This window comes from Thalassotalea coralli (assembly GCF_055786205.1).
Map to the genome: position 1 here is coordinate 13777 of NZ_JBVVBK010000007.1, position 26079 is coordinate 39855.

Below are 26079 nucleotides of genomic sequence, written 5' to 3' on the forward strand. Positions count from 1 at the left end.
ACTACTTATCCTTGCTCATTGCCAATCGAAAGCCAATATCTGGCATACGCACATTGCTGGTCGCGCCATCTCGGATAAAAATATAAGATTCTTTAGGCGAGAATTCGTAGCCGCCACCGCGAATGACTTTTAGCGCAGTCTTACTGACTTTGGCATTAATAGTAAAGAAAGGGTTGTGTGCTTCGTGCGTTTTGTAGGCGCTGCGGCTCATATCGTCTTGACACATCTCCCACATATTTCCGGTCATATCGTATAAGCCAAGGGCGTTTGGTTTTTTCTGAGCAACAGGCTGAGATTTGCGTTGACTGTTGTCAGCATACCAAGCAACATCGTCAATATTGTTTGAGCCACTAAATAGGAAACCTTCTTGGTATTTTCCTCCTTTGGCGGCATATTCCCATTCAGCTTCTGTTGGTAAACGAAATGTTTTCCCTGTCACTTTATTCAGTTTTTCAATAAAAGCTTGAGTGACCATCCAACTGACGTTATTTATCGGGCATTTTTCACATGGGAAATAGCTGGTATTCCAGCCCATAATTTTCTGAAAAATATCTTGGGTCATTTCAGTTTTTTGGATATAGAAACCATCTAAAGACACTTTATGTACAGGCTTTTCTCGATTGCGCGCATCGGGGTGATCCGAGCCCATTTGAAAGCTACCACCTTCAACCCACACCAAAGTGTTGAGTAACTCTGCTATTTCTTTCTTAGTTAATTGAGGGACAGCTTTTTGCTCTTTTACCTCTTTCTCAGCAGCCTGCTGAGATTGTTGCTCTGCAATGACATTTAACGATGTCACTGTTAATAACAAAGGAATGAATAAGCGTGCTTTTTTGATTATGGTTTTCATGGTACTTCCTTAGTTGCTTATTTCTCTTTCTTTATATTTAGTTTAGTCATCTTGTTAGCTAGTGACTGTCCGGTTGCCCCATTCGGTGGAGAGACATTTGCTAGTACTGCAATAGTGGGTGCGACATCTATTGTGGCCACAGGCTTAGAATATCTGCCCGGTTGTATATCTTTTCCCATAAATATTAATGGCACGTGAGTGTCGTAATTCCATGGTGAACCATGAGTCGAAGCAACACTTATTTTGCCGAATTTATTAATAAAGTTTTGTGGTTTAAATACCACGTGAATATCTCCAGAACGGCCTGCATAGTAATTATTGGTAACTTTCTGGTTTACTTGTGTATTGGCAATAGTCCCTTTTTCGATATGGTGGCTGCTAATAGCAGTAAATATGCTCTCGAGACTTTCTATGGCTTTGGCAATCTCGTCACTAAGAGAGTTTCGATCAATATCAGCAGCTTCTACTGATTGCTCGTTAAGGTATAGGTAAGGGGACATGAAAGAAGAAAATAGCTTATCTTTGATCCCATACTTGTTTTTTAGCGCTTCAATTTGAGGAAGGGTTTCCCAATTTGGCGTATCAAAACTCGCTCCGGGAATGTTCATCGTTGCCAAATAGTCTGGCGCGTCTGGCGCACCATGATCTGCAGACAGAACTACAAGCGTTTTGTCTAAGCCAACTTCTTGATCTACATAGTTAAGTAAGTCCATTAATGTGCTATCAAGCTGTTTTAGATTTTCTTCACTTTCTAAGCTAGAAGGGCCAAAAAAATGCCCAATGTAATCGGTTGCAGATAAGCTCACTGAAAGGTAGTCTGTCACCTTATCTTTCCCTATTTGCTCTTGTTTAATCATGGACTTAGCAAAGTCTACGACTAACTTATCAGCAAAAGGGCTCGCTGTTAATAGCGTACTAAAATACTTCGAATCACCTAAATCATGAGGAAATTTTCTACCATAGCCAGCTAAGTCCAGCTCCCAGTGATTGTCATCGGGGTGACCATGGCGATATTGACTTTTTTTCTCACTGAGATGCCATTGTGTGTTTTGATATTCATCGGCTTTTTTTAAGCTATTCCACTCATTGACCCAATTCGGGTATGCATCGAAGTAGTAGCTACTGGTAACAAACTGTTTTGTCGCTTTTGAAAACCAAAAGGCTTTACCACTGTGACCTGCCATAGAAATAGCACCTCTGTCTTTCACTGAAACAGAGAACACTTTGCTTTTTCCTTGGTTAGCGAGTGATATTTGATCGGCAATGGTATTAACGACAATAGATCTAGGTGAGCGTCCATCGGCGCTCGCCGCTTTTTGACTAGGGTCTATTTCGGTGTTTTTATCCACGTCGGCATCCGCTGATAGCAGTGGATATTTTGCGTCTTCTACATTGTATCTAATTGTATTGGTTTGTTTGTCAAACCATGCATTAGAAACAAGGCCATGCACTGAAGGAGTAGCGCCTGTAGCAAGTGTTACGTGCCCGACAATTGTTTCGGTATTGGCATGTTGGTGGTGTGCATTGGTAAAAACGGCACCTTGAGTAAGTAACTTCTCAAACCCTTGCTCTGATTTAGATTGATGTTGTTGGAATAGCATTGATGCTTTTAATTGGTCAACGGTGATCTGCAGAACAAGCTTAGGTGTTGCTGCAAGCGCACTTTGACTTACCAACAAAAAGCTGTAGGCAATAAAAATTGATCTCAAAGAAGTCATAATGGCTGTTCCGTTGTCAGTAAAATGCCCACCACTAGGGTGGGCAGTTGAAGGCTGATTTCATTAAGTTGCTATTATGGTACGAATGAACCAGGCTTTTGACGCTGTGGGAACTCTTTAAATGTTGCTTTAAATTCCGCCACTTTATACATAGCTGGTGCAATTAAGAACATATGCTCAGCATACCATTTACCATATTGTTCTGATTCATGGTCCATACGTTCAAATGGGTCTTGACGCAAATTGAATATCTTAGGAGCTCGTAATACTGAATATGGGTTTTGCCATGTTTCTAGTCCGTGAGCACGCTGTTCTTTGAAAACCATTTTGTAATCACCGTCACGAATAGCGACAACATCGCCAGTATCCGACGCATAGATAAAGCTTGTGCGAGGGCCTGGTTTAGAAGTATCTAAAAAGTGTGGTAAAAAGTTATAACCATCTAAATGCACCTTGTAATTAGTACCACCGATATTCGCACCTTTTTTAAGCTTGTCTGCTACTTTACTATCACCAGCTGCGGCTAAAAGTGTTGGCATCCAGTCTTGAGTAGAGATGATTTCATTAGACACTTGGTTTGGTTTAATTTTACCTGGCCATCTCACCATCATAGGAACGCGGTAGCCACCTTCCCAGTTCGAGTTTTTCTCACCTCTAAACTGTGTGTAGCCGCCATCAGGCCACAACATTAACTCTGCACCGTTATCTGTGGTGTACATCACGATAGTGTTATCAGCTATGCCTAAGTCATCTAATTTATCTAATAACTGGCCAACATGACCATCGTGTTCAGTCATGCCATCAGCGTAGATGCCTTGACCTGTAACGCCTTGAGATTCGGGTTTTAAACGCGTCCAAATGTGCATCCGTGTTGTGTTAAACCAAACGAAAAATGGTTTTTTCGCTGCATGAGCTTTATCGATAAATTGCATTGTTTTTGCTAATACTTCTTCATCGATGGTTTCCATACGCTTTTTCGTTAATGGGCCGGTATCTTGAATTCGCCCATCCGCGAAAGAGTTGATAACACCACGAGGACCAAAGCGCTTTTTAAAGGCTGGATCTTTAGGGTAGTCAGGATGTTCAGGCTCATCTTCTGCGTTTAAGTGGTATAAATTTCCGAAAAATTCGTCAAACCCGTGGTTAGTGGGTAAATGTTCATCTTGATCACCGAGGTGGTTTTTACCAAACTGGCCTGTCATATAGCCCATAGGTTTTAATAGTTCAGCAATGGTTGGGTCTTTTTTGCTGATCCCTTCTTTGGCGCCAGGTAAGCCTACTTTAGTTAAGCCTGTTCTCATTGGATGTTGGCCTAAAATAAATCCTGCACGACCTGCGGTACAGCTTTGATCACCATAGGAGTCGGTAAACAAAATCCCTTCATTTGCGATGCGATCAATATTTGGCGTTTTATAGCCCATCATGCCACGGTTATATGCACTAATATTGTATGTGCCAATATCATCCCCCCAAATAGCCAGAATGTTTGGCTTGTTTGGGTTGTCAGTGGCAGAACTTACACAAGCCACTGCGGCTAAGCCGACGGCAACAAGTGCTTTTCGCATACTAGAATGGTTAAACATATTTCACTTCCTTTCACAGTTTATTTTTAATGTTGTTACTTCAAAATCTCGTTTAAAAATATTTATTTAGCGCTTTTACGAGGTGCGTAATTAACTATAGTAGAAGTTTATGAAATTGCGTGTGGTATGAGTGTTTTTGTTTGTGTGTTCTTTGTACGGTATTGTGTGATTTGTAACATCAGTGTTGTGTGAGGGCTGAGTTTGAAAAACTATGTAAACCTGAGCTTGCTGAGTGTTCTTTTGAGCACACTCAGTAAGCTTGTCAACGGACTTTTATTTTAATTGATAGCTTCCTTGCGTTGTTCTACACAATGTATTTACTTTTGTTTTTTTGTCACGACGATTAGCTTTTACTTTTAGGGTCATTTGTGAGTCGTAACATATTAAACTGTCAATCGTGCGTCTGTTGGTTAAATTAATTGTACCGAAATTGCCTGTTTTAGCGTTGCGCCATTCTCCACTTATTGTTTTTTGATTAGACGCCCACAGCTTATCTAACGTTTCTTGCATAGCTATGGCATCTTCTTTCGTGAGTTGATTTTGAATCTCAGGTGATAAGCCGTTAACTATTGGGCTAGCAATGCCTTCTATGATAGTCACGGGAGATTTCAAAATACCTTTGAAAAAACCTGTAACGGCACCTTCACCAGTTTCTGCACCAATTTCTTTAGCTGAAGCAACTATTAATTCTGCTCGATCTAACGCAGGCTCTATCGCATTAGTGGTCATGTTTATTTGCTCGGTGGTTTTGCCTATCTGTTTGGTGGTGTTATTTACTGTTGTTATAAGAGCGGGAATTTCAGGTGTTAGGCCTTTAACGGCATTACTGGCATTATTAATAGAATCGCTTGCTTTGTTAGTTGTTTTAACTATTTCCGGGATCAGCGGTAGCGCTGCCGAAAGCTGAGTGTCTACGACTTGGGTTGTCGAATCTATGGTCGCTAATATTTGTGGGATTTGCTGCTCTACATTTTCTACGGCAGTGCGCACTCGTGCTATTTCATCTACTAAACCGGGAACGGTTTCTCTTACTTTCGCTACTTCCTCTACTATAGAGGGAATATGAGGCTCATAGGCGGTAAGGGTTTTCTCTATCTGAGGTAGTTGTTGAATAAATTGCTGTATTTGAAAGGCTAAATAGGTAATAGAGCCAGCAAGTAGCGTTAATGCTATTGGCAATAAATAACCGCGTTTTTCTTGAGTCGTCGACATAAACACCCTTTAAGTAAATTCTGTTTCTAAAAATTAGGTAATTTTGATAACACCCGCTCCGTGTGTCTTTTTAACAAATCGATTTGCGCTTGTTCATCGATAGGCTTGACGACCTTGTCTTCTGTCACTGCTTGCCAAATAACTTTTCTCTGACGTTTATCGATAAGCTGTATGAGCAGCTTCCCTTTTATGCAATCTACATTAACAGCAGGGTCTTCATACAAGCCGCCATAATAGTCAAAGCCAACCATATGTTGCTTTAACGCTTTGTTTTCTTCTGTCGTTAAGAAGTATGCCACTAAAACATCTGCGCTTTGTTGGGAGCTGGCTTTTAATCCTTTGCTAATTAACTGTTCGCGTATAGCTGACTCTAAGGTATAGCTTAAATGAGGGTTTAGTACGGTACCTTGAGTATTTTGCAATAAATAAAAGTGACTGACTTGACTGAAATCGAAACTATTTTGCTGAAAGCTCTCTGCATGTTGTTGATGGCTACAACCTAGAGAAATTAAACTAAAAAACAAGACGGCCAACACTTTATCAATGCTCATTCGACTTTCCTTTTTGTTAATCATCCAAGTCATTAGGGCGTGTTGATCTTTCGAGGCTATTTTTGCAGCAATTTATGATGGTTTTATACAAGACAGAGCTTATGTCATGTGGTTATTCCACCTAAATAAGTGATAACGCAGTAGAAAGGCATCATAAATGCTGTCCTTTGGATTCGTCTAAATGCATTTTTCTCATTGTTACTTGCTCTGTGCATAGAATAACTATGCGTATCACAAGTGCCGCGATAAAAACGCATTTAATTCGAACAAAATTTAACCCTGAAAGATCAACACGCCCTAATTTATAGTTACTTAATATCAGGATAATTGCTAGTTTCTAGCACGTAAAATTACGTTAACCTTGATGCAGTAACTTTGTTATAATCCGACCACTTAATTTATCGGGAGCTAAAGTTGTTAGCACTTTTACGTATTATCGCTATGGCTTTGGCCATTTTACTGATATTTTTCTATTCAGTTACTTTATGTATTTTAAGGCCTTTTCACCGCAATAACGTTTATAGCACTGCCTTTGTTATGGGCAAAGTTTCTTGGATACTTGGTCTTAAAACCGAAATTCGTGCACCGAAAGATTTCGACCCATATCAACCAGTTGTTTATGTAGGTAACCATCAAAATAGTTACGATATCTTCACTGTCAGTAATGCAGTCATGCCAAACACCGTAAGTATTGGTAAAAAGAGCTTGGTATGGATCCCGTTTTTTGGGCAAATGTATTGGCTAACCGGCAACATTTTGATTGATCGTCAAAATAAAAACAAAGCCAGTAATACAATTAATAAAGCCGCTGAAAAAATTAAAGAAAAACGTATTTCTGTTTGGCTGTTTCCTGAAGGCACACGTAGCTATGGCCGTGGCATTCTGCCTTTTAAGACAGGTGCGTTTAGAACGGCTAAGCAAGCTGGAGTACCTATCGTGCCAGTTATTTGTAGTTGCACTCAAGGCATTAAATTAAACCGAATTAACAACGGTAAGCTAGTGATTGAATATTTACCGGCAATCGATTTAGATTCGGCAGAGGGCGACAATTTACGTGAAGTGGCAAATAGTACTCGCGATCTAATGATTGAGCGCTTTAACAAAATTAACCAAGAGATAAACCCATGAACGACGCAGAATTACAAGAGTGGTATGAACATACCGAAGAGTTAGTAGAAGCATTACTTGAAGATGGTAGTAATGAAGAAGCACAACACACGATTGAACATCACTTCTCTTCGCCTGATTTTGAGCAGTTAGAACAAGCTGCAGTAGCCGCATTTAAAATGGGCTTAGACGTTGAAGAGCCTGAAGAAGCAGAGTTAGAAGATGGCACAAAAGTGTTTGCTTTTGACATTATTACTGAGCAATTCTTAGAAGAAGACGTATTAAAAGACGAAGTGAAGGCGATGTTTGAGTTGGCACAACGATGTAAAGTTGATTATGATGGTTGGGGAACTTACTTCGAAGAATAAGTCTGTTTCAAGATAAATATAATAAAAGGTAAAAAACCATGGATATACTTTCTAGTTTATTAGACCCTGGCGTTTTAGCGTTATTGATTCCGATCATTGCTATCGTGGGGGCATTTAGTGTTGCTGGCTTAAAAGCGCACCACCGTCATCAAGAGCGCTTAGAAAAAATCAAACAGGGTATGGACCCAGATAAAGATTAAAAAAACTCGCCTTTGGCGAGTTTTTTGTTAATAGAGCAAAAATTCTTACCGAGAAAAGTTAACTCAAGATACAGGCTCACTGCACTCAAATGCTTGGCGTTGACTAAACCAAACGAATATCGACGGAACGAAGTAAAAAGAGAGTAGGGTAGTGAGTACTGTGCCACCAGCTATAGCCACTGCAAATGGCGGCCAGAAACCACCTCCAGCCATGATTAAAGGCAAGAAGCCTCCTACTGTCGTTATGGTTGTCGAGCAAATATGACGACCGCAGCGCTTTACACCAGAAACTATTGCTGGAATATCACCTGATACCGCTGCGGGATCTGATTTGAGTTCAGCTATGATAACGATCGCAGCATTGATCGCTAATCCCATCAAACCAATTAGGCCGATAATAACAGTAAAACCAAAAGGATAATCGAAAATATAAATAGACAGTAAGCCTAAACCAACAGACTGGAAAGCAGACAAAAAGATAATAGCGCTCAGCCTAAAAGAGTTGAATGACAGCACCACAACAGCAATGAGTAATGTCACAATAAGGCCAACACTCGCCATTAGTTTGCCAACGGCATCATTTCGCTCTGCGGATTCACCGCCAAATTCATAATAATAGCCATGTGGTAAGGCGTAATTTTCATCTTCTAGCTTTTGTTTTATTTGTTCGAGTACAGTGGAAGGCAGAACTCCAGCGCGAATATATCCTTCAATAGTATTAACGCGTTTGCCTTCACGATGCGGTATTTGACCAAGAGTAGGTTCTACATGTATTTTCGCCACAGCGGTTAATGGTATAGGTTTATTACTCGCTGGCGATAGCAGAGAAATACCTGACAGCGACTCAATGCTTGTTCTGTCGCTATTACCTATTCGCACTCTGACTGGTATAGATTCTGTTGCCTCAATCAAAGAGCCATTGACGACACCATCGAGGTGACTATTTAGTTGCTGTGCAATGTTTACGAGCGTAAGACCAGAGAGTTTCGCTGCTTGCTCATCAATTTCTAACCAAACTTTCGCAGGGCCAGGTTGAAGAGTAGAGCGAGTATGAACCATATTCGGGACAGTAGACATTAAAGCACGCATATCATTGCCTAGCTGTTTCAAGGTATCCAAATTAGGGCCGAACAAACGGATTTCTACTGGAGCATTAAAAGGAGGCCCTTGTTCCAATTTACGCACCAAAATTTGAGCATGAGGAAAATTATCGTCTAATGCTGTTTGAATTTGTGGGATCAAGCGATTGGCATGATGAAAATCGGTTGTTGTAACCATGGCTTGACCGTAGTATTGCGCACCGTCTTTTGTCGGCATCAGATTATAGTAAAACGAAGGAGCGTTCTTACCGATAAACCACTGCACTTGCTCTATACCGTCTAACGTATGAAGGTAGTTTGAAACATCGTGTGAGACTTGTTCCGTATGATAAATACTGACTTGATTGGGCAGAAATAGCTCTATTTGGAACATGTCTCGATCAGATGCTGGAAAAAATTGCTCAGACAACTGACTCGCTAAATTAAAGCCTAACAGTGGCAATAAGCACACGACAGCGATTACGCGCTTTTTGTGAGCTAGTGCCCAACGCAGGCTTTTATCAAAATTGCGCGACAATAGTGATATTTGTATTCCTTTTTGATACCAAGCATTTAAATTTTCTTGTTGTTTAGGTAGGAATCGACCAGCTAAACCGGCAACTAATGTATGGGAAATAATATACGAGCCAATTAGGGAGAAAATAACACTAAGCGCAATACCGCCAACAAACTCGCCCGCTGGACCTGGCATTAATACAATTGGCATAAAGGCTAGCACCGTGGTTACGGTTGAACCTAGCAATGGTAGCCATAAATGATTTACGGCTGCTTGCACACTAGCCAAGCGGCGCATGCCTTTTTCTCGATTGTCTTTAATGGTGTCGGTCATCACGATAGCGTTATCTACCATAATGCCAAGCGCGACAACTAGGCCCGTTACTGACATTTGATGAATTGGTAGCCCATAAAAATACATTACCGAAAGGGTAAACAGCACTGTCATTGGCAGAGACAAGGTAACAATTAATGCTGAGCGCCACCCTAATGAAACAAATAACACTAAGGCAATAATAATAAAGCCAAGGGCAATGTTTTTCACTAGATCGGAAAGTCTATTTTCAGTGTAACGGTTTTGATCAAAAAGCACTTCTAAGCCGATATGTTGAGGCAACAGTGTTTGGTATTCTGAGACAATCTCATTGACGTCTGCCGTCCATTTATCGATGCGAAGATTAGGTAACATGCGAGTCGCCACGACAACGCTGGGTTTGCCATTGATTAGGGCAATTTCCGTTGCAGGGTGTTTCAGTTGCTTAGTGATTTGAGCGATGTCACCGAGGTTTAACGTCGTGTGATTGTTGGCTGACTTTAACGGAATATTTCGTAAGCGCTCTAGAGTGTCGATGGCCCCCGTTACCTCTAGTTGCATTTGGTGCTTGTTGTTAACTAATTGCCCAGCTGATACTTTGGCATCCGCTTGCCCAACTAAATCGGAAACTTGAGCGATGTTAAGTCTTGCAGCAGCTAATTTATGGTGATCAATCGCAACGGTTACTTCTTCTTCACCGTCACCAAAAATGGTGACGAGATCCGTGCCAGAAACCATTTTCAATCGGTTTTGTAAATCATTGGCGTAGCGTCCAAGGCTTGCAACATTAACATCTGAATCTTGGTGCCAAGAAAGTGCGATAAGCTGGGTATAGGCGTAACCTCGATCATCTTCTAAAGAGGGTGTTAACGCGCCTTTAGGCAGCTCAGGCTCTAAGTCATTGAGTAAATCGCGAACTCTCGACCAAATAGGTTTAGCGTTCGTGATCTCATCTAGCAGTTTTAGCTGAACGATAGACATGCCCGCACGAGATGTGGAAGTAATAAGGTCAATTTCAGGTAAACGACGCATTTTTTGCTCGATTTTTTCACTAACGAGCACCTCGACACGTTCAGCACTTGCGCCTGGAAATGGCGTCACAACACTTGCCATACGATTGACAATTCTGGGGTCTTCAGTTCGCGGGAGGTTAGATAAAGCACCTAAGCCAGCAACGATGAGTAAAGCAATAAACAAACTCATCAAGCGGCCGTTTTTCACAAAAGAAGTAATCATTATTTTACTCTCCTGCTGTGGTTCCAGAGACAGTATCAGCTACTAAATCAGTAGATGCAGCTCGCACTATTTGACCTGCTGACAAGCGATGGACACCAGCATGAATATAGTCGATGGTGTCGTTTTCGATGCCCGATACATAGGCTTGCGTCTCTGTGGTGTAATGTACTTCTACTGTTTGGCTAGCGACTTTAAATTGATTTCCGCCGTTTGGCTTTGCTAAGAAGATATTCCACTGTCCTCGTACACCGTCTGTTAGTGCTGAAAGAGGCACCCAAAACCCAGGTTGTGAAATTTCTTTTTTATGGTGAATTTTGACAAGTTCCGCATCATAAAAGCCACTCAATGTATCTACGGCTATTCTTATTTCGACGGTTCGATTAACAGCGTCGATTTGTTTACCTACAGCTAGTAGTTTGCCTTGATAAATGTGTGAATCGATTTCTAACGGGATTGTTTGACCTAACGTTAGCTTTCTTGCGTCTTGAGGCGCTACGCCAACTTTAATCTCAATATCTCCTGATTTTATTAACTTAAATGCAGGCACACTCGCATTGACAAATTCACCTTCGTTAATATGACGGTTAGTTACCGTGCCATCGTATGGTGCCAGTAATTGAGCTTTTTCGAGTTGATAGTTGATAGTGGCTATTTTCGCCTTGGTTTGATCAATTGAGGCATTTAATTGTCGGCGTTCTGCCGATAATTCATCTTGCTGCTGAACGGAACTAAATCCTTCTTTTTCAAGCGTGTTGATGCGCTTGCTGACTTTGCTGTTTAGTGCAAGCTGAGCCTCAAAGCTCTCAAGCTGAGCTAAACTTTCTTTTTTGCTATAAGACAGTAATCGAGTATCCAAAACGGCTAATACTTGTCCTTTTTTAACGGTATCGCCGCTATCAACTATTACATCCTTAACCCTGCCAGAAAACTCAAATGGCAAGGCGGTTTGCTGTTTACTGGCGACTCGTCCAATGTATTGCTTATCAACGATATAAGCTGTTTGCTTAGTTGCCTGCTGAATATCTGCAGCGTGAACGTATGTAGATTCCGGCGATTCAGCATTAGGCTGACTACAACCACTTGTGAGAAATATTAAGGTGAAAATACTGCTTAGGACACCGCGAGATAAGGAAAGTTGGCGCATGTTTGAGTCCTTTGTAACTATTTGTCTAAATATGTAATCATACTGGACGGTCTAGTTTAATCACGTCAAACTAGACTGTCTAGTTTATTTTGCTATTATGACGGCATTGTGTCATCTCAGAAGTAATCAAATGACAAAGCCGCGCAGCAAAAACGAACAAAAAAGAAAGCAAATTTTAGAAGCAGCCACTGTGCTGTTTACTGAAAAAGGCTATGCATCAACAAGCATGGACTTAATAGCTAATCAGGCTGAAGTGTCTAAGCAAACGGTTTATAGTCACTTTGGTAATAAAGATGAGTTGTTTGGTGCAGCAATTAAGCAAAAATGTGATGCCTTCCAAATGTTGGATTTTGAAACCTGCCACGATAAACCTGCTAAAGAGATTTTGCTCGACTTGGCTCATCGATTTTTTGCCATGATTGTTAGTAAAGAAGCCGTTGCTGTTCACAAGATATGTGCTTTTGAGGCCAAGTCTTATCCGCAAGTCGCTCAGACATTTTTTAATGAAGGGCCTAATCGGGTTTGTAGTGCAGTTACACAGTTGATGGATACTTTTGTAGAACGCAAAATTTTAGCAATTCCAGATACTCGCTCTGCCGCCTTTCAGTTTTTAAACATGGTTAAAGGTGAGGCGTGGATGAGAATCGAATACGATATAGAACAAAAAGTTGCTCAAGAAGATATCAATCGCTATATCGAAAGCTGTGTTGATCTCTTTTTACGCGGTTACCAAGTCGAGGCCTAATTGCCCAAAGTGCTTAATTGGTAATACAGCTTAGTTTCCAATAATAGAAGTAGAATCTCTGACAACTAACTCAGGTGTATATTGCGTGGAAACCTTGGGGTTGCTCTGTTTTCTTGCATGAGCAATGAGAAGTTTAGCAGCGTTTTCAGCAATTTGAGAAGTAGGCTGGTTTGCTGTCGTTAATCGTGGCCATGTTTGTCTAGAGAATGGGTTATTCTCAAAACCGGTAATTGACAGCTGCTGAGGAATATCTATCCCCATTAACCTTGATGCAAAAAGTGCTCCGGCGGCAATTTCATCATTACAAGAGAAGATAGCGCTAGGTCGGTGTTCGTCTGCCATGAGTTGCTTAGCACCGTGTACGCCAGATTCGAAACTATATTCGCCTTGTACCACTAACGATTCATCGAAGCCAATGTTATTAGCAGCAAGCGCTTGCTTGTATCCTTCTAGTCGTTCCACTGTAGATTTATGATCTGATTGACCCGCTAAAAAGCCGATACGCTTGTGTCCCAAGTCAATTAAATGTTGTGTGATATCCTGAGCTGCATCGCGGTCATTAATCATCACACAAGGAGACAGGTTGTCAGGCACTTGGTCGCCAGACATGATCCTAACAATATCTACATCAAGATCTAATATATGTTGAACAAAATCCGGTCGTTCTGAAAAAGGTGGTGTTAGTACTATACCCGCTATTTTAGAGTGCTTAATCATGCTTGTTAGCTCTTCTAAAATAGTGTCAGAAGACGATTGACAAGGATGAATAACAAGTTCAAAACCCTGTTCTTTGCAAGCCGATAGAATACCGTTTTGCATGTCGATAACATAATAAGCATTCGGGTTATCATAAACGAAAGCGATACTATAAGACTTAGTGCCTGCTAGATTACGAGCAGCTAAATTAGGCTGATAGTTCAACTCTTTCACCGCTGCCATTACCTTTTCGCGAGTAGGTTGCCTTACAGACGGCTCGTTGTTAATAACACGAGATACCGTTTTTATAGATACACCTGCATGTTTAGCAACATCGGTAATGGTGGACTTCATTATAGTGTTAACCCTTTTATCATTTATATTATTCGGGGGGCGTAAGGATAAGAATTTCAGCTTCTTTCAGCAAGTTTTATTAATAAATTAATAACTTATCGTCCTATTGTGGTTGTATACTTCTTAATAGGAGCTGACAGCGCTGTCATCCAGTGTTAGTGCACGCCTCTCATTTCTAACACTAATAGAGGGGTGTATTACCTGTCAAGTTATCTGTGTAATTATGTCTTGCTATATATAAGAGGGCTTTGAATATTCGGGGAATTATATGGCTTTAGTCGTACAAGACTTTTTGACGATATCATCGTAACTATATGCTGTTTTATGCAAAATAAGGAATAACTATTCAGTTATAATATATAATCAATCAATTATCTGTCTAAAAATTCACATATCTGATGCAAATTCGTGCAAATTTAATAAATTTTTAACAAATATAAATGTAATAAAAACAACATATTATGTAGTTTTAGTTGATATATTTGTGATCAAGTGTAGCCAATGATGCAATTTTTGTGTATGGTTTTATCTAGCCTATGACAACGCTGTCATGAATTGAAAAGACAGCGCTGTCTTAAATAGGGTTACATAAGAACATAACGAACATATTTATAAAAACGTGTGTAAGGGAAAGTCGATGTCATCTAAAACATTTAAAAAAGGCGTATTAGCGAGTTCAATCGCTATGGTTCTTGCAGGTGGTGCTACACCATTTGCAATGGCTGAAGAAAGCGCTAAAGAAAAAGAAGTAGAGGTAATTCAAGTTACTGGCCTTCGTGGTAGTAATTTAAAGAACCTTAATAATAAACGCTTCGCTAATAGCGTAGTAGATTCAATTACCGCCGAAGATATAGGTAAATTCCCAGATAAGAACGTGGCAGAATCATTATCACGTATTTCTGGTGTTTCTATTACTCGTGATTTTGGTGAAGGTGAAAAAATTTCTGTTCGTGGTGCTGATCCAACGAAGAACCGTACATTATTAAATGGCCAAAATGTTGCTTCTGCTGACTGGTTCGTACTAGATGAGCCTACGCGTAGTTTTAACTACACGCTTTTACCATCTCAAGTTGTTGGTAACTTAGAAGTTTACAAATCACCAACGGCTTCATTAGATGAAGGTTCGATTGGTGGTACAGTTGTATTGCATACGCGTAAGCCTCTTGACCTAGACGCAAATACTATTTTTGCTTCTGCTGAAGCGCAATATAGTGATTTGTCAGAAGAAACAGATCCACAGTTTTCTGGTTTGTATTCTTGGAAGAGCGATGACGAAAAGTTAGGTTTCTTAATTTCTTATGTTAACCAGGAACGTAGTCTTCGTCGTGACGGCTATGAGGTATTAGGTTGGGGTAACAAGTGGGATGCATCTTCAGATGCTGACACTCCTGCAGACCTTGATGGCGTTCGTATTCCAGGTATTTTAGGTAACGCATACTTCACACAGCAACGTAAGCGTGAAACAGTTATGGCGTCAGCACAGTGGGCTCCAACTGATAGCTTAGAATTTACATTAAACTATTTAGATTCTGAACTTAAAGCGAACAACACTAACTACAACCTTTTACACGTTCCAAAATGGAACCGTGATACAGGCTGGCGTGGCAATGGTGCATACACAATTGATTCGTATGACGTTGATAACGGTGCTCAGCTAGGTGGTTCATTTAGTGGCGCAGCTACTAACACAACAGCTTATAACGTAATTGACCGTATCGCAGGAAGCCAAACTGAGTCTTTAGACTTAGAAACAGTTTATAAGGGTGAAAACTTTACGTTAGAAGTTCAAGTAGGTACAACTGACGCGTCTGGCGGTACAGAGCGCGATCGCTTCTACGAGTTCGGTGCAAACGCTGATTACTCTTACGACGTAAGCAATGGCACAATTGATGTAACACATCAATCAGACTTCGCTCCAGGTGACCCAGATTCTTATGCTTTAGGTTGGGTTCAAGGTGCAGATAAGCCACAAACTGATAAAGAAGACTACCTACAATTTGACGTAGAACTTCCTCTTGATATGGGTGCGTTTGATGCGCTCAAATTTGGTATGAAGTACCGTGACCATGAAAAATCACAAACCTTCGTAGCACATCGCTGGCATATTGAGTCTGCGGGCACTGACATTGATGGCGACGGTGAAGTAGAGACTGGTTTAGCTGAAATCTCTGGTTTATACCCAACTTATGGTTCTCTAGCTAGTGGGCACACGCCAGGCAATCACCAAAGTGGTTTAGGTGGCTATAGTCAAGGTTATGCTTTAATTGATTTAAACAAAGCAAACGGCGTACTAGATACAGCTAACACAACTTATTTAGATCTTTTAGATAGCTGGTACACTATCAGTGAAGAAATTTTAGCGGGTTATGTACAAGGTGATTTCACTGGTGACGGCTTCCGCGGTAACTTAGGTGTTCGTGTTGTTCAAACTGACGCTGACATTTCTGTTTGGAATTACACTGGTAACTGGTGGGATGACGCTAACCAAAACTGTAACGGTTTCGATGCATCTTGTACCCGTGAATGGGATACAGTGAACAAAACGAAAACTGATGTTCTTCCAAGTTTCAACATCGCATTTGATTTAGATGCAGACACTATTTTACGTGCAGCATTGTATCGTTCAATGGCTCGCCCAGACTACGGTCAAATGGCGCCTCGTTTAAATGCAAACGAAGATACAGGTCTAGCTGTTCGTGGTAATGCAGATTTACAATCACAGTACGCAAACTCATTCGACTTAGGTTATGAGTGGTACTACGATGCAGAATCTATGGTAGGTGCGACATACTTCTTCAAAGATATTTCTTCTTACGTTACTTACAACCCGAAAGAAATTACACGTATTGATGAAGAAACTGGCCAGCCAATTACTTTAATTGAAAACACGTTAGAGAATGGCCCTGGTGGCACAACTCAAGGTGTAGAATTTATTTGGCAGCATAGCTTTAACAATGGTTGGGGTTACGTAGCAAACTACACATTTACAGACGCGAACAACGATGGTGAGCGTGACTTAGATGTGTCAGGTAGTGGCTTAGTTAAAGGTGCTTCTAAGCACATGGCTAACGTTACTGGTTACTTCGAGAACGATGTTATCAGTGCACGTGTAATGTATAACTACCGTTCTAAGTGGTACGACGGTGTAACTGACTTTGGTTCTGAGCAGTTTACTAAGTCTTACGGTCAATTAGATCTGAGCGTAACTTGGATGGCTACTGATTACTTAGATATCAAATTTGAAGCTGTTAACCTGACTGATGAGACTATTGAAAAATACCATCAAGAAGAAAATCGCTTCTCTAAATCTTACGCTAATGGTCGCCGTTTTGTCTTAGGCGCAAGTGTTAAGTTTTAATTTTAAATAACTTTCTGGACAGTAAAATGGCTCTTTATTAAGAGCCATTTTTTTTGTTGTGATTTAGAGTAAGTGCTATAAAGCCGATGGTTGTTTTTATAATCGTTTGCTTTTTAGTTTTAGCAAGCTTTCTTTTTATTTCAGTTGGTTAAACCTGGCGATATGTAAAACTAGTTCTTCCACGGGCAATACCATCTTTGATCTCTAGTTCATTTTAAGTTCGTCAAATCAGCTATTTATTCATTCGAAAAGGCTAAGTTTGGCGACAGAGAATAAGCTGATGAATAAACAACACTCTAAACGCGATGAGTAGATTAAATAAAAGCATAGAACCAAAAAAGCACCAGATTGACATGTCTGGTGCTTTTATTTTTAGGTTGGGATGAGTTTGTATGTAACAAGCTTTGCTTGAGCAAACAAAGTCTCTGTTAAACCTTTGGCAACCCGTATTGAACTATCTTATTAATGAGATCTCGGTGCAATGGCAGCTGATTTACCGCGGTTTTTGCTGCCATTTCTACACGCTCAAATTCTTGCTTAGCGATATCGTGTTCTTGATAACTTGCACTATTTAAGCTGAGATCTGTGTCGAAATTCATGCCATAGAGAATCCATTGATAACTATCTAAAGTAAAGGTTTCATAGATATTCTCAAAATCGTAAACCATAGGCGCTTGGTATTTCCAATGCTCTAGTTTATCTAGAAGTGACTGAGGAGCACTATCTGGGTTTCGATTGTCAATCCAAAACTGGGTGTCATCACGTTTACTGATAAAATAATGAAGCTTTACAAAATCGATAATACGTTCCCATCGATAGTGGAACGATTTATTAAAACGTTTTTCTACAGACGTCATCATGCTTTGTTTTCGAGGAAATTGATCGCATAGCAAGTTCGCTGCAGCTTCAACCATAATTAACGCAGTGGACTCTAATGGCTCTAAGAACCCAGCAGAAAAGCCAACGCCAACACAGTTTTTATGCCAAAACTTTTCTCGATATCCTACTTTCATTGCAAACTTATTAATTGTTAACCCTTCAGCTTGAGGCCCTACGTATTCACGCAAAACCTGCTCAGCACGTTCATGGCTGGTATGTTTACTTGAATACACGTAGCCGATACCTCGGCGTGTACTAAGGGCTATATCCCAAGTCCAGCCGGCTTCTTGCGCTGTCGAAATGGTTGTACATGCAATAGGATCATCTGCGTTTTGATAAGGTACTTGGATGGCTACGGCGTGATCAACAAACAGAATGTCGCTTTTATCAATAAATGGCACCTGTAAATGTTGACCTAAAAGCAGGGAACGAAACCCTGTACAGTCAACGAATAGATCGCCTTCTATTTCGCCTTCTTGCTCAGTTAATACTGATTTGATGTCGCCATCTTCTGTTAACTTTACATCGTTCACATGGGCAACTATATGTTGGACGCCTAGCTTTTCTGTACTCCATTCTCGTAGGAGGTTAACAAATTCTTTTGCATCGAGGTGGTAAGCATAATTTGCGGCAGACTTGTATTCTGGAGTGGTAATTTTTTTCGGTGCCAAACCAGCATCGCAAATTGCTGCCTGATTAGAAAGATTGTCAGCAAAAGACTTATTCTTGTTCCCCATGCCCAGCAACCAATAATCGGTTAGCGAAACATTGCCATGAGAGTGAGGAACATTAAATAAATGGTAATAATGGTTACCTGGCTTTTCTTGCGGTGAATATTCCCAATGGTCGAATCTAATGCCTTGCTTAAACGTCGCGTTGCAGCGTTTAATAAATTCAGTTTCTGGAATACCTAAAGATCGCAATGTTTCTCTCATGGTAGGGAAGGTGCCTTCACCTACACCAATACCTGAGATATCTGGCGATTCAATTAAGGTAACCTTGACTCCATTTTCTTTTGTTGCGCCGAGTTGCTTGGCTAATCGAGCTGCCATGATCCAACCAGACGTACCACCACCGACTACAACTACATGATTAATTTGATTATCCATGGCTTACTCCCAAGTCTCAGATGAAGCGCTAGCGTTGGCTTAACATTAACAAGCGATCTACTTGTCCAAGTGATGCTAAATGTGTGTAGATAGCGCCGATAACTCCGCGTTTTTTAAGATCTAGATATTCGTCGTCTGATAGCTTATTTAGTTTTTCTTCATCGACGATATACAAACCATTAATTGCCGTTTGTTTACCTTCGCTATCAGTGAGTGTTATAGAGTTAGCACGAAGTAAATCTTTTGAGGCTAGATAGTTACAAAATGCTGAGGTTACTTGTTCTTTTTCAATAACTTCAATTAAGAATTGCTTAGTTTCATTAAGAAACTCTGTTGCTTCACCTTTGTCGTTAAATAAGGCTTTGCCTTCATCTTCTGATAATGTTGCACTTGATTCGTCTATACATACTTCCCACTGTGTTTGCTCATCATTTTTAGCAACCATCAAAAAAGGATGGCGTCTAACATTTGCCGGGATATATTTACTTATCCATCCTTGCTGATCAAAATATAAATTCTCGCCTGGTTTAAAGCCAAAAAGAGCAACAGATTTAAACTGACCAGTTTCACTGTCTTTAACGAAAACAATAGGATAGTCAATAACCGCTTTAGGAAATTCATGAACAAGCAAATAAGCTAAATGATGCTCTTTGGCATGGGCATAACCCGTGTCAGCTTTAAGTTTTAAGTTTTTGTGACTTTTGTTATTGAGAATCGCAATAGAATGTTTTTCTTGAGTGCTCATAGAACTACCTTATCTTTATTTGCTTATATTGTTATGAATCGTCAAATGTGAAACTGAAGGCTAGTGACGACAGAACAACATTTACGCATATTGAATTCATACTACTTGCGAAAAACGGTTTAATCAAGGAAATGATAACGCTGTCATTGCTGGTGTGTCAGGTCGGTAGAATAGGCTAAGGTCGTTAATGTTAGTGTTATTTAGCTGTACACTCGCGAATGAAACAGCGTTTAGCGTTAGCCAACTTCTCTCTTGTTGCTTATTTAACCGAAGTGAAATTTGACAGCGCTGTCAAAATGCGTCATGTTAATTGTATATAAGCTAACCTAATGAGAATTAACAATGAAAAAGAAACTGCTCGCTGTATTAATTTCCGCAACACTTTCCATGACTGGATGTGGTAAAGCGGATGTGGAAAGTAATACTTCTGCTGAATCGGAATCATCATCTTTAACGAGCAAGGAGTTTGTTCAAGCGGATCTAGACCACATTGCCCAGCATTTAGATATCCGTGTTAATCATGTTAGTAACCACATTAAGGATAAATGTGTTAAAGGTAAAACTGATGATTTGTGTTTTGAATCACAATTTATCTTAACGGCAAACCAAGATATTCCAGCGGGCGACTGGCAAATTTACTATAGCCAAATTGCGCCATTGCACAATTTTGATAGCGAGCTATTTACTTTAGTGCACAAGAATGGCGACTTGCATACGTTAACACCAACAGACAAATTTAAGGGTCTTAAAAAGGGTGAGTCTGCAACGATTACTTACCGTGCCGCGTATTGGTCTGTTGCTGAATCAGACGTGATGCCAAACATGATTATCTCTGCTGCTAATTTGCAACCGCAAGTGATGAAAAGCACTCAGGCGGAAATTGATAGCGATACGCAAATGGAAATTTTGCCTTTCGTTAACACGTATACCGATAAGCATCATACCTTTAAGCGTTCTGAAGCAGATTCAACACAATGGAAAACGCCACAAGATTTCTATCAATCTAACTCCGCCGTAGCCGATGCTGAAATCGATGTCAGTAAAGCGATAATCCCAACGCCTAAGAATATCGAGTTTGCCGCTGATGGCCGCAGTTTAGACATTAGTAATGGCATCAAAGTTAATTTAAATAATGTTGACAGCACTGATGTAGAAGCAGCTTTGGCTAGGCTTGCAAGCTTAGGTGTCATGTCATCAGATTCGGGTACAGTGGTAAGTTTAAGCATTCAGGCGGATGACAACAAAATGATTGGTAGTTATTCGTTAGAGGTAAACCAAAGCGGCGTCACTATTGTTGGTGTTGATGCAAATGGTGTCTTTAACGGCTTACAATCATTGGCAAGTTTGTATCAAATCGGTAAGCAAAATGTCCCTTTTGTTAAAGTTGAAGACGAACCTTTGTACGAGTTTAGAGGGTTACTTCTTGATGTTGCACGTAACTTTAGAGACAAAGATTTCGTTGTTGGCGTGCTCGATCAAATGGCCGCTTATAAATTAAATAAACTTCACTTACACATGGCTGAGGATGAAGGTTGGCGATTAGAGATTCCAGGCCTTGAAGAACTGACCGAAGTGGGCAGTAAGCGCTGTTTTGATTTATCAGAACAATCGTGTTTGATGCCGCAACTTGGTGCAGGTATTGATAGCAACAATACTAACAATGGCTTTTACAGTGTTGAAGACTACACAGAAATTCTGCAAGCTGCGACCGCTCGACATATTCAAGTTTTACCTTCTTTAGATATGCCAGGACATTCTCGCGCTGCAATCAAAGCAATGGAAGCGCGTTATAACAAGTACATGGCGCAAGAAAACCAAGAGAAAGCAGAGCAGTATTTACTACACGATATTAATGACAAAACTGTCTACTCATCGGTGCAATTTTACAATGACAACACAATCAATGCTTGTCAGGAATCATCTTTTGCTTTCATAGAAAAAGTCATGCAAGAAGTAAAAGACATCCATGAGAAAGCCGGTCAACCGTTAACGCGCTACCACATTGGCGCAGATGAAACGGCTGGTGCATGGATTGAATCTGATGTCTGTAAAGCGTTTGTTGCGAATAACGACAAAGGCGTCACCGAGATGAAACAGCTTGGTTCCTATTTTGTTGAACGTGTTTCAAACATGATTTCTGATATGGGTATTGAGCCTGGTGCGTGGAGTGATGGTTTAGAGCACACGACAAAAGAAAACATGCCTGCTGTTGTGCAGGCAAATGCTTGGGTACATTTACCTTGGGGCGCTCACAACGTAGTGAATGAGTTAGCGAACCGCAACTGGCAAGTTGTATTGTCTACGCCAGATGTAACTTATTTTGATTTTCCTTATGAAGCGGATCCTAAAGAGCACGGTTATTACTGGGCTTCTCGTCAAACCAATACTGAAAAAGTATTCCAATTCATGCCTGAAAATGTGCCAGTACATGCAGAATTTTGGACTGACAGACAAGGCAACCCTTATGAAGCGGACGATACGCTACAGAAAGATGAACAGGGTAATGTGACCCATAAGCCACTTGATCAAGGTCGTCAGTTTTTGGGTGTTCAAGCGCAGCTTTGGAGTGAGAATGTTAGAACTGACAATACTGCGCATTACAAAATTTTCCCACGTGTAATCGCTTTAGCTGAACGTGCTTGGTACAAGCCAGACTGGGCCGTACCTTATAATTATCAAGGTGCAAAATACAATAAAGATACCAACGTATTCACTGACGAGAATAAAGCGTTGCGTGATCAAGAATGGCAAAAATTTGCACATGTATTAGGTCACAAAGAGTTACCAAAACTTGATGCAGCCAACATTAAGTATCGATTACCAACGGTTGGGGCGAAAATCGAAGAAGGCCTCTTGTATGCCAATATTGCCCTGCCGGGCTTAGCAATTGAATATAAAGAGCAGGGTAAAGGGTGGTTACCATACTCAGAGCCAGTGAAGGTTGCCGGTAACGTTGAGCTACGTTCAGTGACCAGTGATGGTACTCGTAAGAGTCGAATTGTCTCTGTCACTCAATAGTTCTATGGCAGAGATAGCGATGTTTTCACTATCTCTGCTAGTAAAAATGATATATCAATCAATATATTGTATTTTTATTCATATTAGTTAAATAAAAATAATAAAAAAATGATTAAAAAAGAAATGACAACGCTGTCATTTCTGGTTAATATGAAATCAATCACGAGAATTAAAGCGAATCATACTGTTACTTTTTAGTAAAGCTTAGTGAATTCGTTAGCAACATGAGGTCCACATGCTAACTAGCAGTGAAAATACAAACTCATATTTTTTAGGCATCGATGGCGGTGGCAGTAAATGTAAAGCAATTATTGTTGATGAAAACAATAAGGTGATAGGCACGGGTATATCTGGTCCTGCAAACCCACTTCACGGCTTTGAGCAGGCGATTAACTCTATTACAGAATCTGCTGAACTCGCGCTAAAAGATTCAGGTTTAACAATTGAACTAAAAGATATTGTCGCTGGTGTTGGATTAGCAGGGGTTAACCTACCTGCGTTGTTTGAACAAATGTCTGAATGGCAACATCCGTTTAAGCAAATGTTTCTAGCGACTGATCTATTGATTGCATGTTTAGGTGCTCATCAAGGCGGCGATGGTGCGGTGATGATTACTGGCACAGGTTCATGTGGTTTTTCATATGTCGATGGACATCCATTTACATTAGGTGGCCACGGTTTCCCTCATGGCGACAAAGGCAGTGGTGCCTGGTTTGGCTTTCAAGCGGCAAATTATGTGTTGATGTCGTTAGATGGTTTAAAGTCTCCGTCGAAAATTAATGAAATGTTATTAACGCATTTGCAGGTTGAAGATGGCTTGCAAATGGTTGAAGCCATAGCTGGAAAGCCTGCCGCTTTCTACGCAAAAATGGCGAATTTGGTGTTCGATGCCGCAGAGCAGGGCGATGAAATTGCCACTGAAATTGTTAAAGAAGGTGCTGCTTATATGAGTGGTATTGCTAGACAGCTTGTTACTCAAAAACCTCCGCGCGTTTCTTTGATCGGCGGATTAACTCCACGCATTACACCTTGGTTAGATAAAGATGTTCAAGATTTATTGGCTGAGCCTTTATGTCCACCAGAAATAGGTTCAGTTTTATTTGCTCAGCAACAGCTCGCGTTGCAGTAATTTAATCATTTTTTATAGGATTTACTCATGACACAAACAATTATGGAGCAAGAAGCAAAACAAGCTCCTTCCGTTATTAAAGGCCAGTTAGCCGATAACCAAGCACTCGTTAACGGTATTGGTGAAAAACTGCGTGCTTTTGATCCTAAAATGGTGATGATCATTGGTCGTGGCTCATCAGATCACGCGGGTGTATTTGGTAAGTATTTAATTGAAATAGAAGCGGGTGTGCCAACGTTTGCTGCTGCTCCTTCGGTTTCAAGTGTATATGGCAAGCAACTTAAACTAGATAAAGCGTTAGCTATCGTTATTTCTCAATCAGGCCGCAGCCCTGATATCATCGCTCAAGCCGAAATGGCGAAAAAAGGCGGGGCTTATGTTGTTGCTTTGGTTAACGACGAAACGTCACCGTTAAAAGATGTTGTTGATGATTTCGTGCCATTAAAAGCTGGTGCAGAGGTTTCTGTTGCAGCGACAAAAAGCTATTTAGCGACCTTATCAGCCTTATTACAGCTCACTGCTTACTGGACTGAAAATAGTGAGCTAATTACCGCACTAGATTCGCTACCTGAAGCACTACAATCAATGATTGATTCTGAGCCACAACTTACACCGGCTTCTTTAGAAGGCGTTAAGAACATGGTGGTACTAGGTCGTGGACTTGGTTACGCGGTAACTAAAGAAATGGCGTTGAAGCTAAAAGAAGTAAGCTCTATTCATGCCGAGTCATTTAGTAGTGCTGAATTTTTACACGGTCCTGTCACTTTAGTTGAACAAGGCTTAGCAATTTTGAACTGTGCTGTAGAAGACGAGAGTGCACAGTCTCATCAAGAGCAAATTGATGAAGTAGGTCAGCGTGGTGCTGATTTAGTTCACTTACGTCAAAATAATAAAGGTACTCATCCAAGATTAGCACCTTTAGTAGTATTACAGCGTTTCTATTTAGACGTTGCTGAAGTGGCTGTATCTCGAGGGTTTAACCCAGATGAGCCAAAAGGCCTTAAGAAAGTAACGAAGACTTTATAATGACGCAAACTCGATTCCTAACCCAGCAGTTATTTACAGGCGAACAAACGCTTGAACAACAAGTATTGACCGTTGAAAACGGCGTTATTGTTGCCATTGATGACAACACTGATTCTTTTGATATTAAATTGGAAGGTCTAGTGGTTCCTGGGTTAGTGGATTTACAAGTTAATGGCGGTGGTGGTGTGCTATTTAATGTCTCTCCCACAGTAGATAGTTTAAAAACCATGATGACCGCTCATGCCCGTTACGGTACAACGGGCATGCTTCCTACACTGATCACCGACCAAGTGTCGGTGATGGAGCAAGCTGCAGATGCAATTGCACAAGCAATTAACGACAAAGTTCCAGGCATACTAGGTGTCCATTTTGAAGGGCCTCATTTATCTGTCGCGAAAAAAGGTACGCATGCTGAAGAATTTATTCGTCCAATATCAGAAAAAGAATGGGCAATTCTTTCGCGTAAGGATTTAGGTCAAATAATTGTTACCTTGGCACCAGAAACAGTATCGCCTGACGATATCCGTAAAATGGTGTCTCTTGGTATTAAGGTTTGCTTAGGTCATACCAACGCGGATTTTGCGACAGCGCAAGCAGCAATTGATGCTGGTGCCGACGGTTTTACCCATTTATATAACGCGATGTCGCCACTTCAAGGGCGTGAGCCTGGCGTTACCGGCTGTGCATTGTTAAACGACCATGCAAGCTGTGGCATTATTATTGACGGTCATCATGTTGATAGTGTCAGCGCGAAACTCGCTTTAAAAACGAAGCCGCAAGGTACACTGTATTTAGTGACGGACGCTATGTCGACTATAGGCACAGATCAAACAGAGTTTTTGTTTTTTGGTCGAACGGTTTATTTACGTGACGGACGCTTAAATTCGACTACAGGTGAATTAGCAGGCGCTGCACTTGATATGATTAGTGCGGTGAATAACGCACACGCATGGCTTGATATTAGCTACGATGAAGCAATAAGAATGGCGAGTTTATACCCTGTGAGCTATTTAGGGCTTGATCAGAGCAAAGGAAAGTTAACAGTTGGTAGTGCTGCAGACTTTATTCAATTGAACGAACAACGAGAAGTCCAGTCTACATGGGTAGCCGGGCAAGCTTTGTATCAGAAATAACTAATAACAA

General features: G+C 40.7%; 19 protein-coding genes. 9 read left to right on the forward strand and 10 right to left on the reverse strand.

Annotated features, from left to right (window positions below):
- Position 1: 1 nt before the first annotated feature.
- The 5 genes from ACOB80_RS16700 to ACOB80_RS16720 form a co-directional block, all read right to left on the reverse strand.
- Positions 2–850, reverse strand: coding sequence for a formylglycine-generating enzyme family protein (locus ACOB80_RS16700; protein WP_473166997.1), 849 nt, complete (start codon positions 848–850; stop codon positions 2–4).
- 17 nt (positions 851–867) lie between these two features.
- The gene (locus tag ACOB80_RS16705; protein ID WP_473166998.1) at positions 868–2568 is read right to left on the reverse strand and encodes an alkaline phosphatase family protein; all 1701 of its coding nucleotides are present in this window, start codon (positions 2566–2568) and stop codon (positions 868–870) included.
- 74 nt (positions 2569–2642) lie between these two features.
- The gene (locus tag ACOB80_RS16710; RefSeq protein WP_473166999.1) at positions 2643–4151 is read right to left on the reverse strand and encodes an arylsulfatase; all 1509 of its coding nucleotides are present in this window, start codon (positions 4149–4151) and stop codon (positions 2643–2645) included.
- 273 nt (positions 4152–4424) lie between these two features.
- The gene (locus tag ACOB80_RS16715; RefSeq protein WP_473167000.1) at positions 4425–5363 is read right to left on the reverse strand and encodes a hypothetical protein; all 939 of its coding nucleotides are present in this window, start codon (positions 5361–5363) and stop codon (positions 4425–4427) included.
- 26 nt (positions 5364–5389) lie between these two features.
- Positions 5390–5914 carry a DUF4136 domain-containing protein gene (locus tag ACOB80_RS16720; protein WP_473167001.1) on the reverse strand — a complete coding sequence of 175 codons (525 nt, stop codon included), beginning with the start codon at positions 5912–5914 and terminating at the stop codon, positions 5390–5392.
- A 414-nt stretch (positions 5915–6328) separates the two neighbouring features.
- On the opposite strand from ACOB80_RS16720, the gene ACOB80_RS16725 reads away from it, so the two are divergent.
- The 3 genes from ACOB80_RS16725 to ACOB80_RS16735 are packed head-to-tail and all read left to right on the forward strand — an operon-like array spanning position 6329 to position 7589.
- Positions 6329–7042: a 1-acylglycerol-3-phosphate O-acyltransferase gene (locus ACOB80_RS16725; protein WP_473167002.1), complete on the forward strand. Its 714-nt coding sequence runs from the start codon at positions 6329–6331 to the stop codon at positions 7040–7042.
- The gene (rraB, locus tag ACOB80_RS16730) at positions 7039–7389 is read left to right on the forward strand and encodes a ribonuclease E inhibitor RraB (RefSeq protein WP_473167003.1); all 351 of its coding nucleotides are present in this window, start codon (positions 7039–7041) and stop codon (positions 7387–7389) included. Before ACOB80_RS16725 ends, rraB begins: the two co-directional genes overlap by 4 nt.
- A gap of 38 nt (positions 7390–7427) precedes the next feature.
- Entirely contained in the window at positions 7428–7589 is a 162-nt protein-coding gene (locus ACOB80_RS16735; protein ID WP_473167004.1) for a hypothetical protein, read from the forward strand.
- A gap of 63 nt (positions 7590–7652) precedes the next feature.
- Here the strand turns inward: ACOB80_RS16735 and ACOB80_RS16740 are convergent, their stop codons facing one another.
- Positions 7653–10733 (reverse strand): efflux RND transporter permease subunit, encoded by a 3081-nt coding sequence (locus ACOB80_RS16740; protein WP_473167005.1) that lies wholly within the window; start codon positions 10731–10733, stop codon positions 7653–7655.
- Positions 10734–10737: 4 nt separating this feature from the next.
- Complete coding sequence (locus ACOB80_RS16745) at positions 10738–11877, reverse strand: efflux RND transporter periplasmic adaptor subunit (protein WP_473167006.1); 1140 nt, start codon at positions 11875–11877, stop codon at positions 10738–10740.
- 130 nt (positions 11878–12007) lie between these two features.
- On the opposite strand from ACOB80_RS16745, the gene ACOB80_RS16750 reads away from it, so the two are divergent.
- On the forward strand, positions 12008–12622 hold the full coding sequence (locus ACOB80_RS16750; protein WP_473167007.1) for a TetR/AcrR family transcriptional regulator: 615 nt from the start codon (positions 12008–12010) through the stop codon (positions 12620–12622).
- A gap of 30 nt (positions 12623–12652) precedes the next feature.
- Here ACOB80_RS16750 and ACOB80_RS16755 read toward each other — a convergent pair whose 3' ends face one another.
- Complete coding sequence (locus tag ACOB80_RS16755) at positions 12653–13672, reverse strand: LacI family DNA-binding transcriptional regulator (RefSeq protein WP_473167008.1); 1020 nt, start codon at positions 13670–13672, stop codon at positions 12653–12655.
- Between the two features lie 637 nt (positions 13673–14309).
- Between ACOB80_RS16755 and ACOB80_RS16760 the strand changes: the two genes are divergently transcribed.
- Positions 14310–17030 (forward strand): TonB-dependent receptor, encoded by a 2721-nt coding sequence (locus ACOB80_RS16760; protein WP_473167009.1) that lies wholly within the window; start codon positions 14310–14312, stop codon positions 17028–17030.
- A gap of 428 nt (positions 17031–17458) precedes the next feature.
- On the opposite strand, the gene ACOB80_RS16765 is transcribed toward ACOB80_RS16760, so the two are convergent.
- Both ACOB80_RS16765 and ACOB80_RS16770 read right to left on the reverse strand, forming a co-directional pair.
- Complete coding sequence (locus ACOB80_RS16765) at positions 17459–19018, reverse strand: tryptophan halogenase family protein (protein ID WP_473167010.1); 1560 nt, start codon at positions 19016–19018, stop codon at positions 17459–17461.
- 28 nt (positions 19019–19046) lie between these two features.
- Positions 19047–19763 carry a SapC family protein gene (locus tag ACOB80_RS16770; RefSeq protein WP_473167011.1) on the reverse strand — a complete coding sequence of 239 codons (717 nt, stop codon included), beginning with the start codon at positions 19761–19763 and terminating at the stop codon, positions 19047–19049.
- 342 nt (positions 19764–20105) lie between these two features.
- On the opposite strand from ACOB80_RS16770, the gene ACOB80_RS16775 reads away from it, so the two are divergent.
- The 4 genes from ACOB80_RS16775 (at position 20106) to nagA (ending at position 26069) form a co-directional block, all read left to right on the forward strand.
- Positions 20106–22781 carry a beta-N-acetylhexosaminidase gene (locus ACOB80_RS16775; protein WP_473167012.1) on the forward strand — a complete coding sequence of 892 codons (2676 nt, stop codon included), beginning with the start codon at positions 20106–20108 and terminating at the stop codon, positions 22779–22781.
- 235 nt (positions 22782–23016) lie between these two features.
- Complete coding sequence (gene nagK, locus ACOB80_RS16780; protein ID WP_473167013.1) at positions 23017–23910, forward strand: N-acetylglucosamine kinase; 894 nt, start codon at positions 23017–23019, stop codon at positions 23908–23910.
- A gap of 27 nt (positions 23911–23937) precedes the next feature.
- Entirely contained in the window at positions 23938–24936 is a 999-nt protein-coding gene (gene nagB-II, locus ACOB80_RS16785) for a glucosamine-6-phosphate deaminase NagB-II (protein ID WP_473167014.1), read from the forward strand.
- Entirely contained in the window at positions 24936–26069 is a 1134-nt protein-coding gene (gene nagA / locus ACOB80_RS16790; protein ID WP_473167015.1) for an N-acetylglucosamine-6-phosphate deacetylase, read from the forward strand. The genes nagB-II and nagA overlap by 1 nt, the downstream gene beginning before the upstream one ends.
- The last annotated feature ends 10 nt before the right edge of the window (positions 26070–26079 follow it).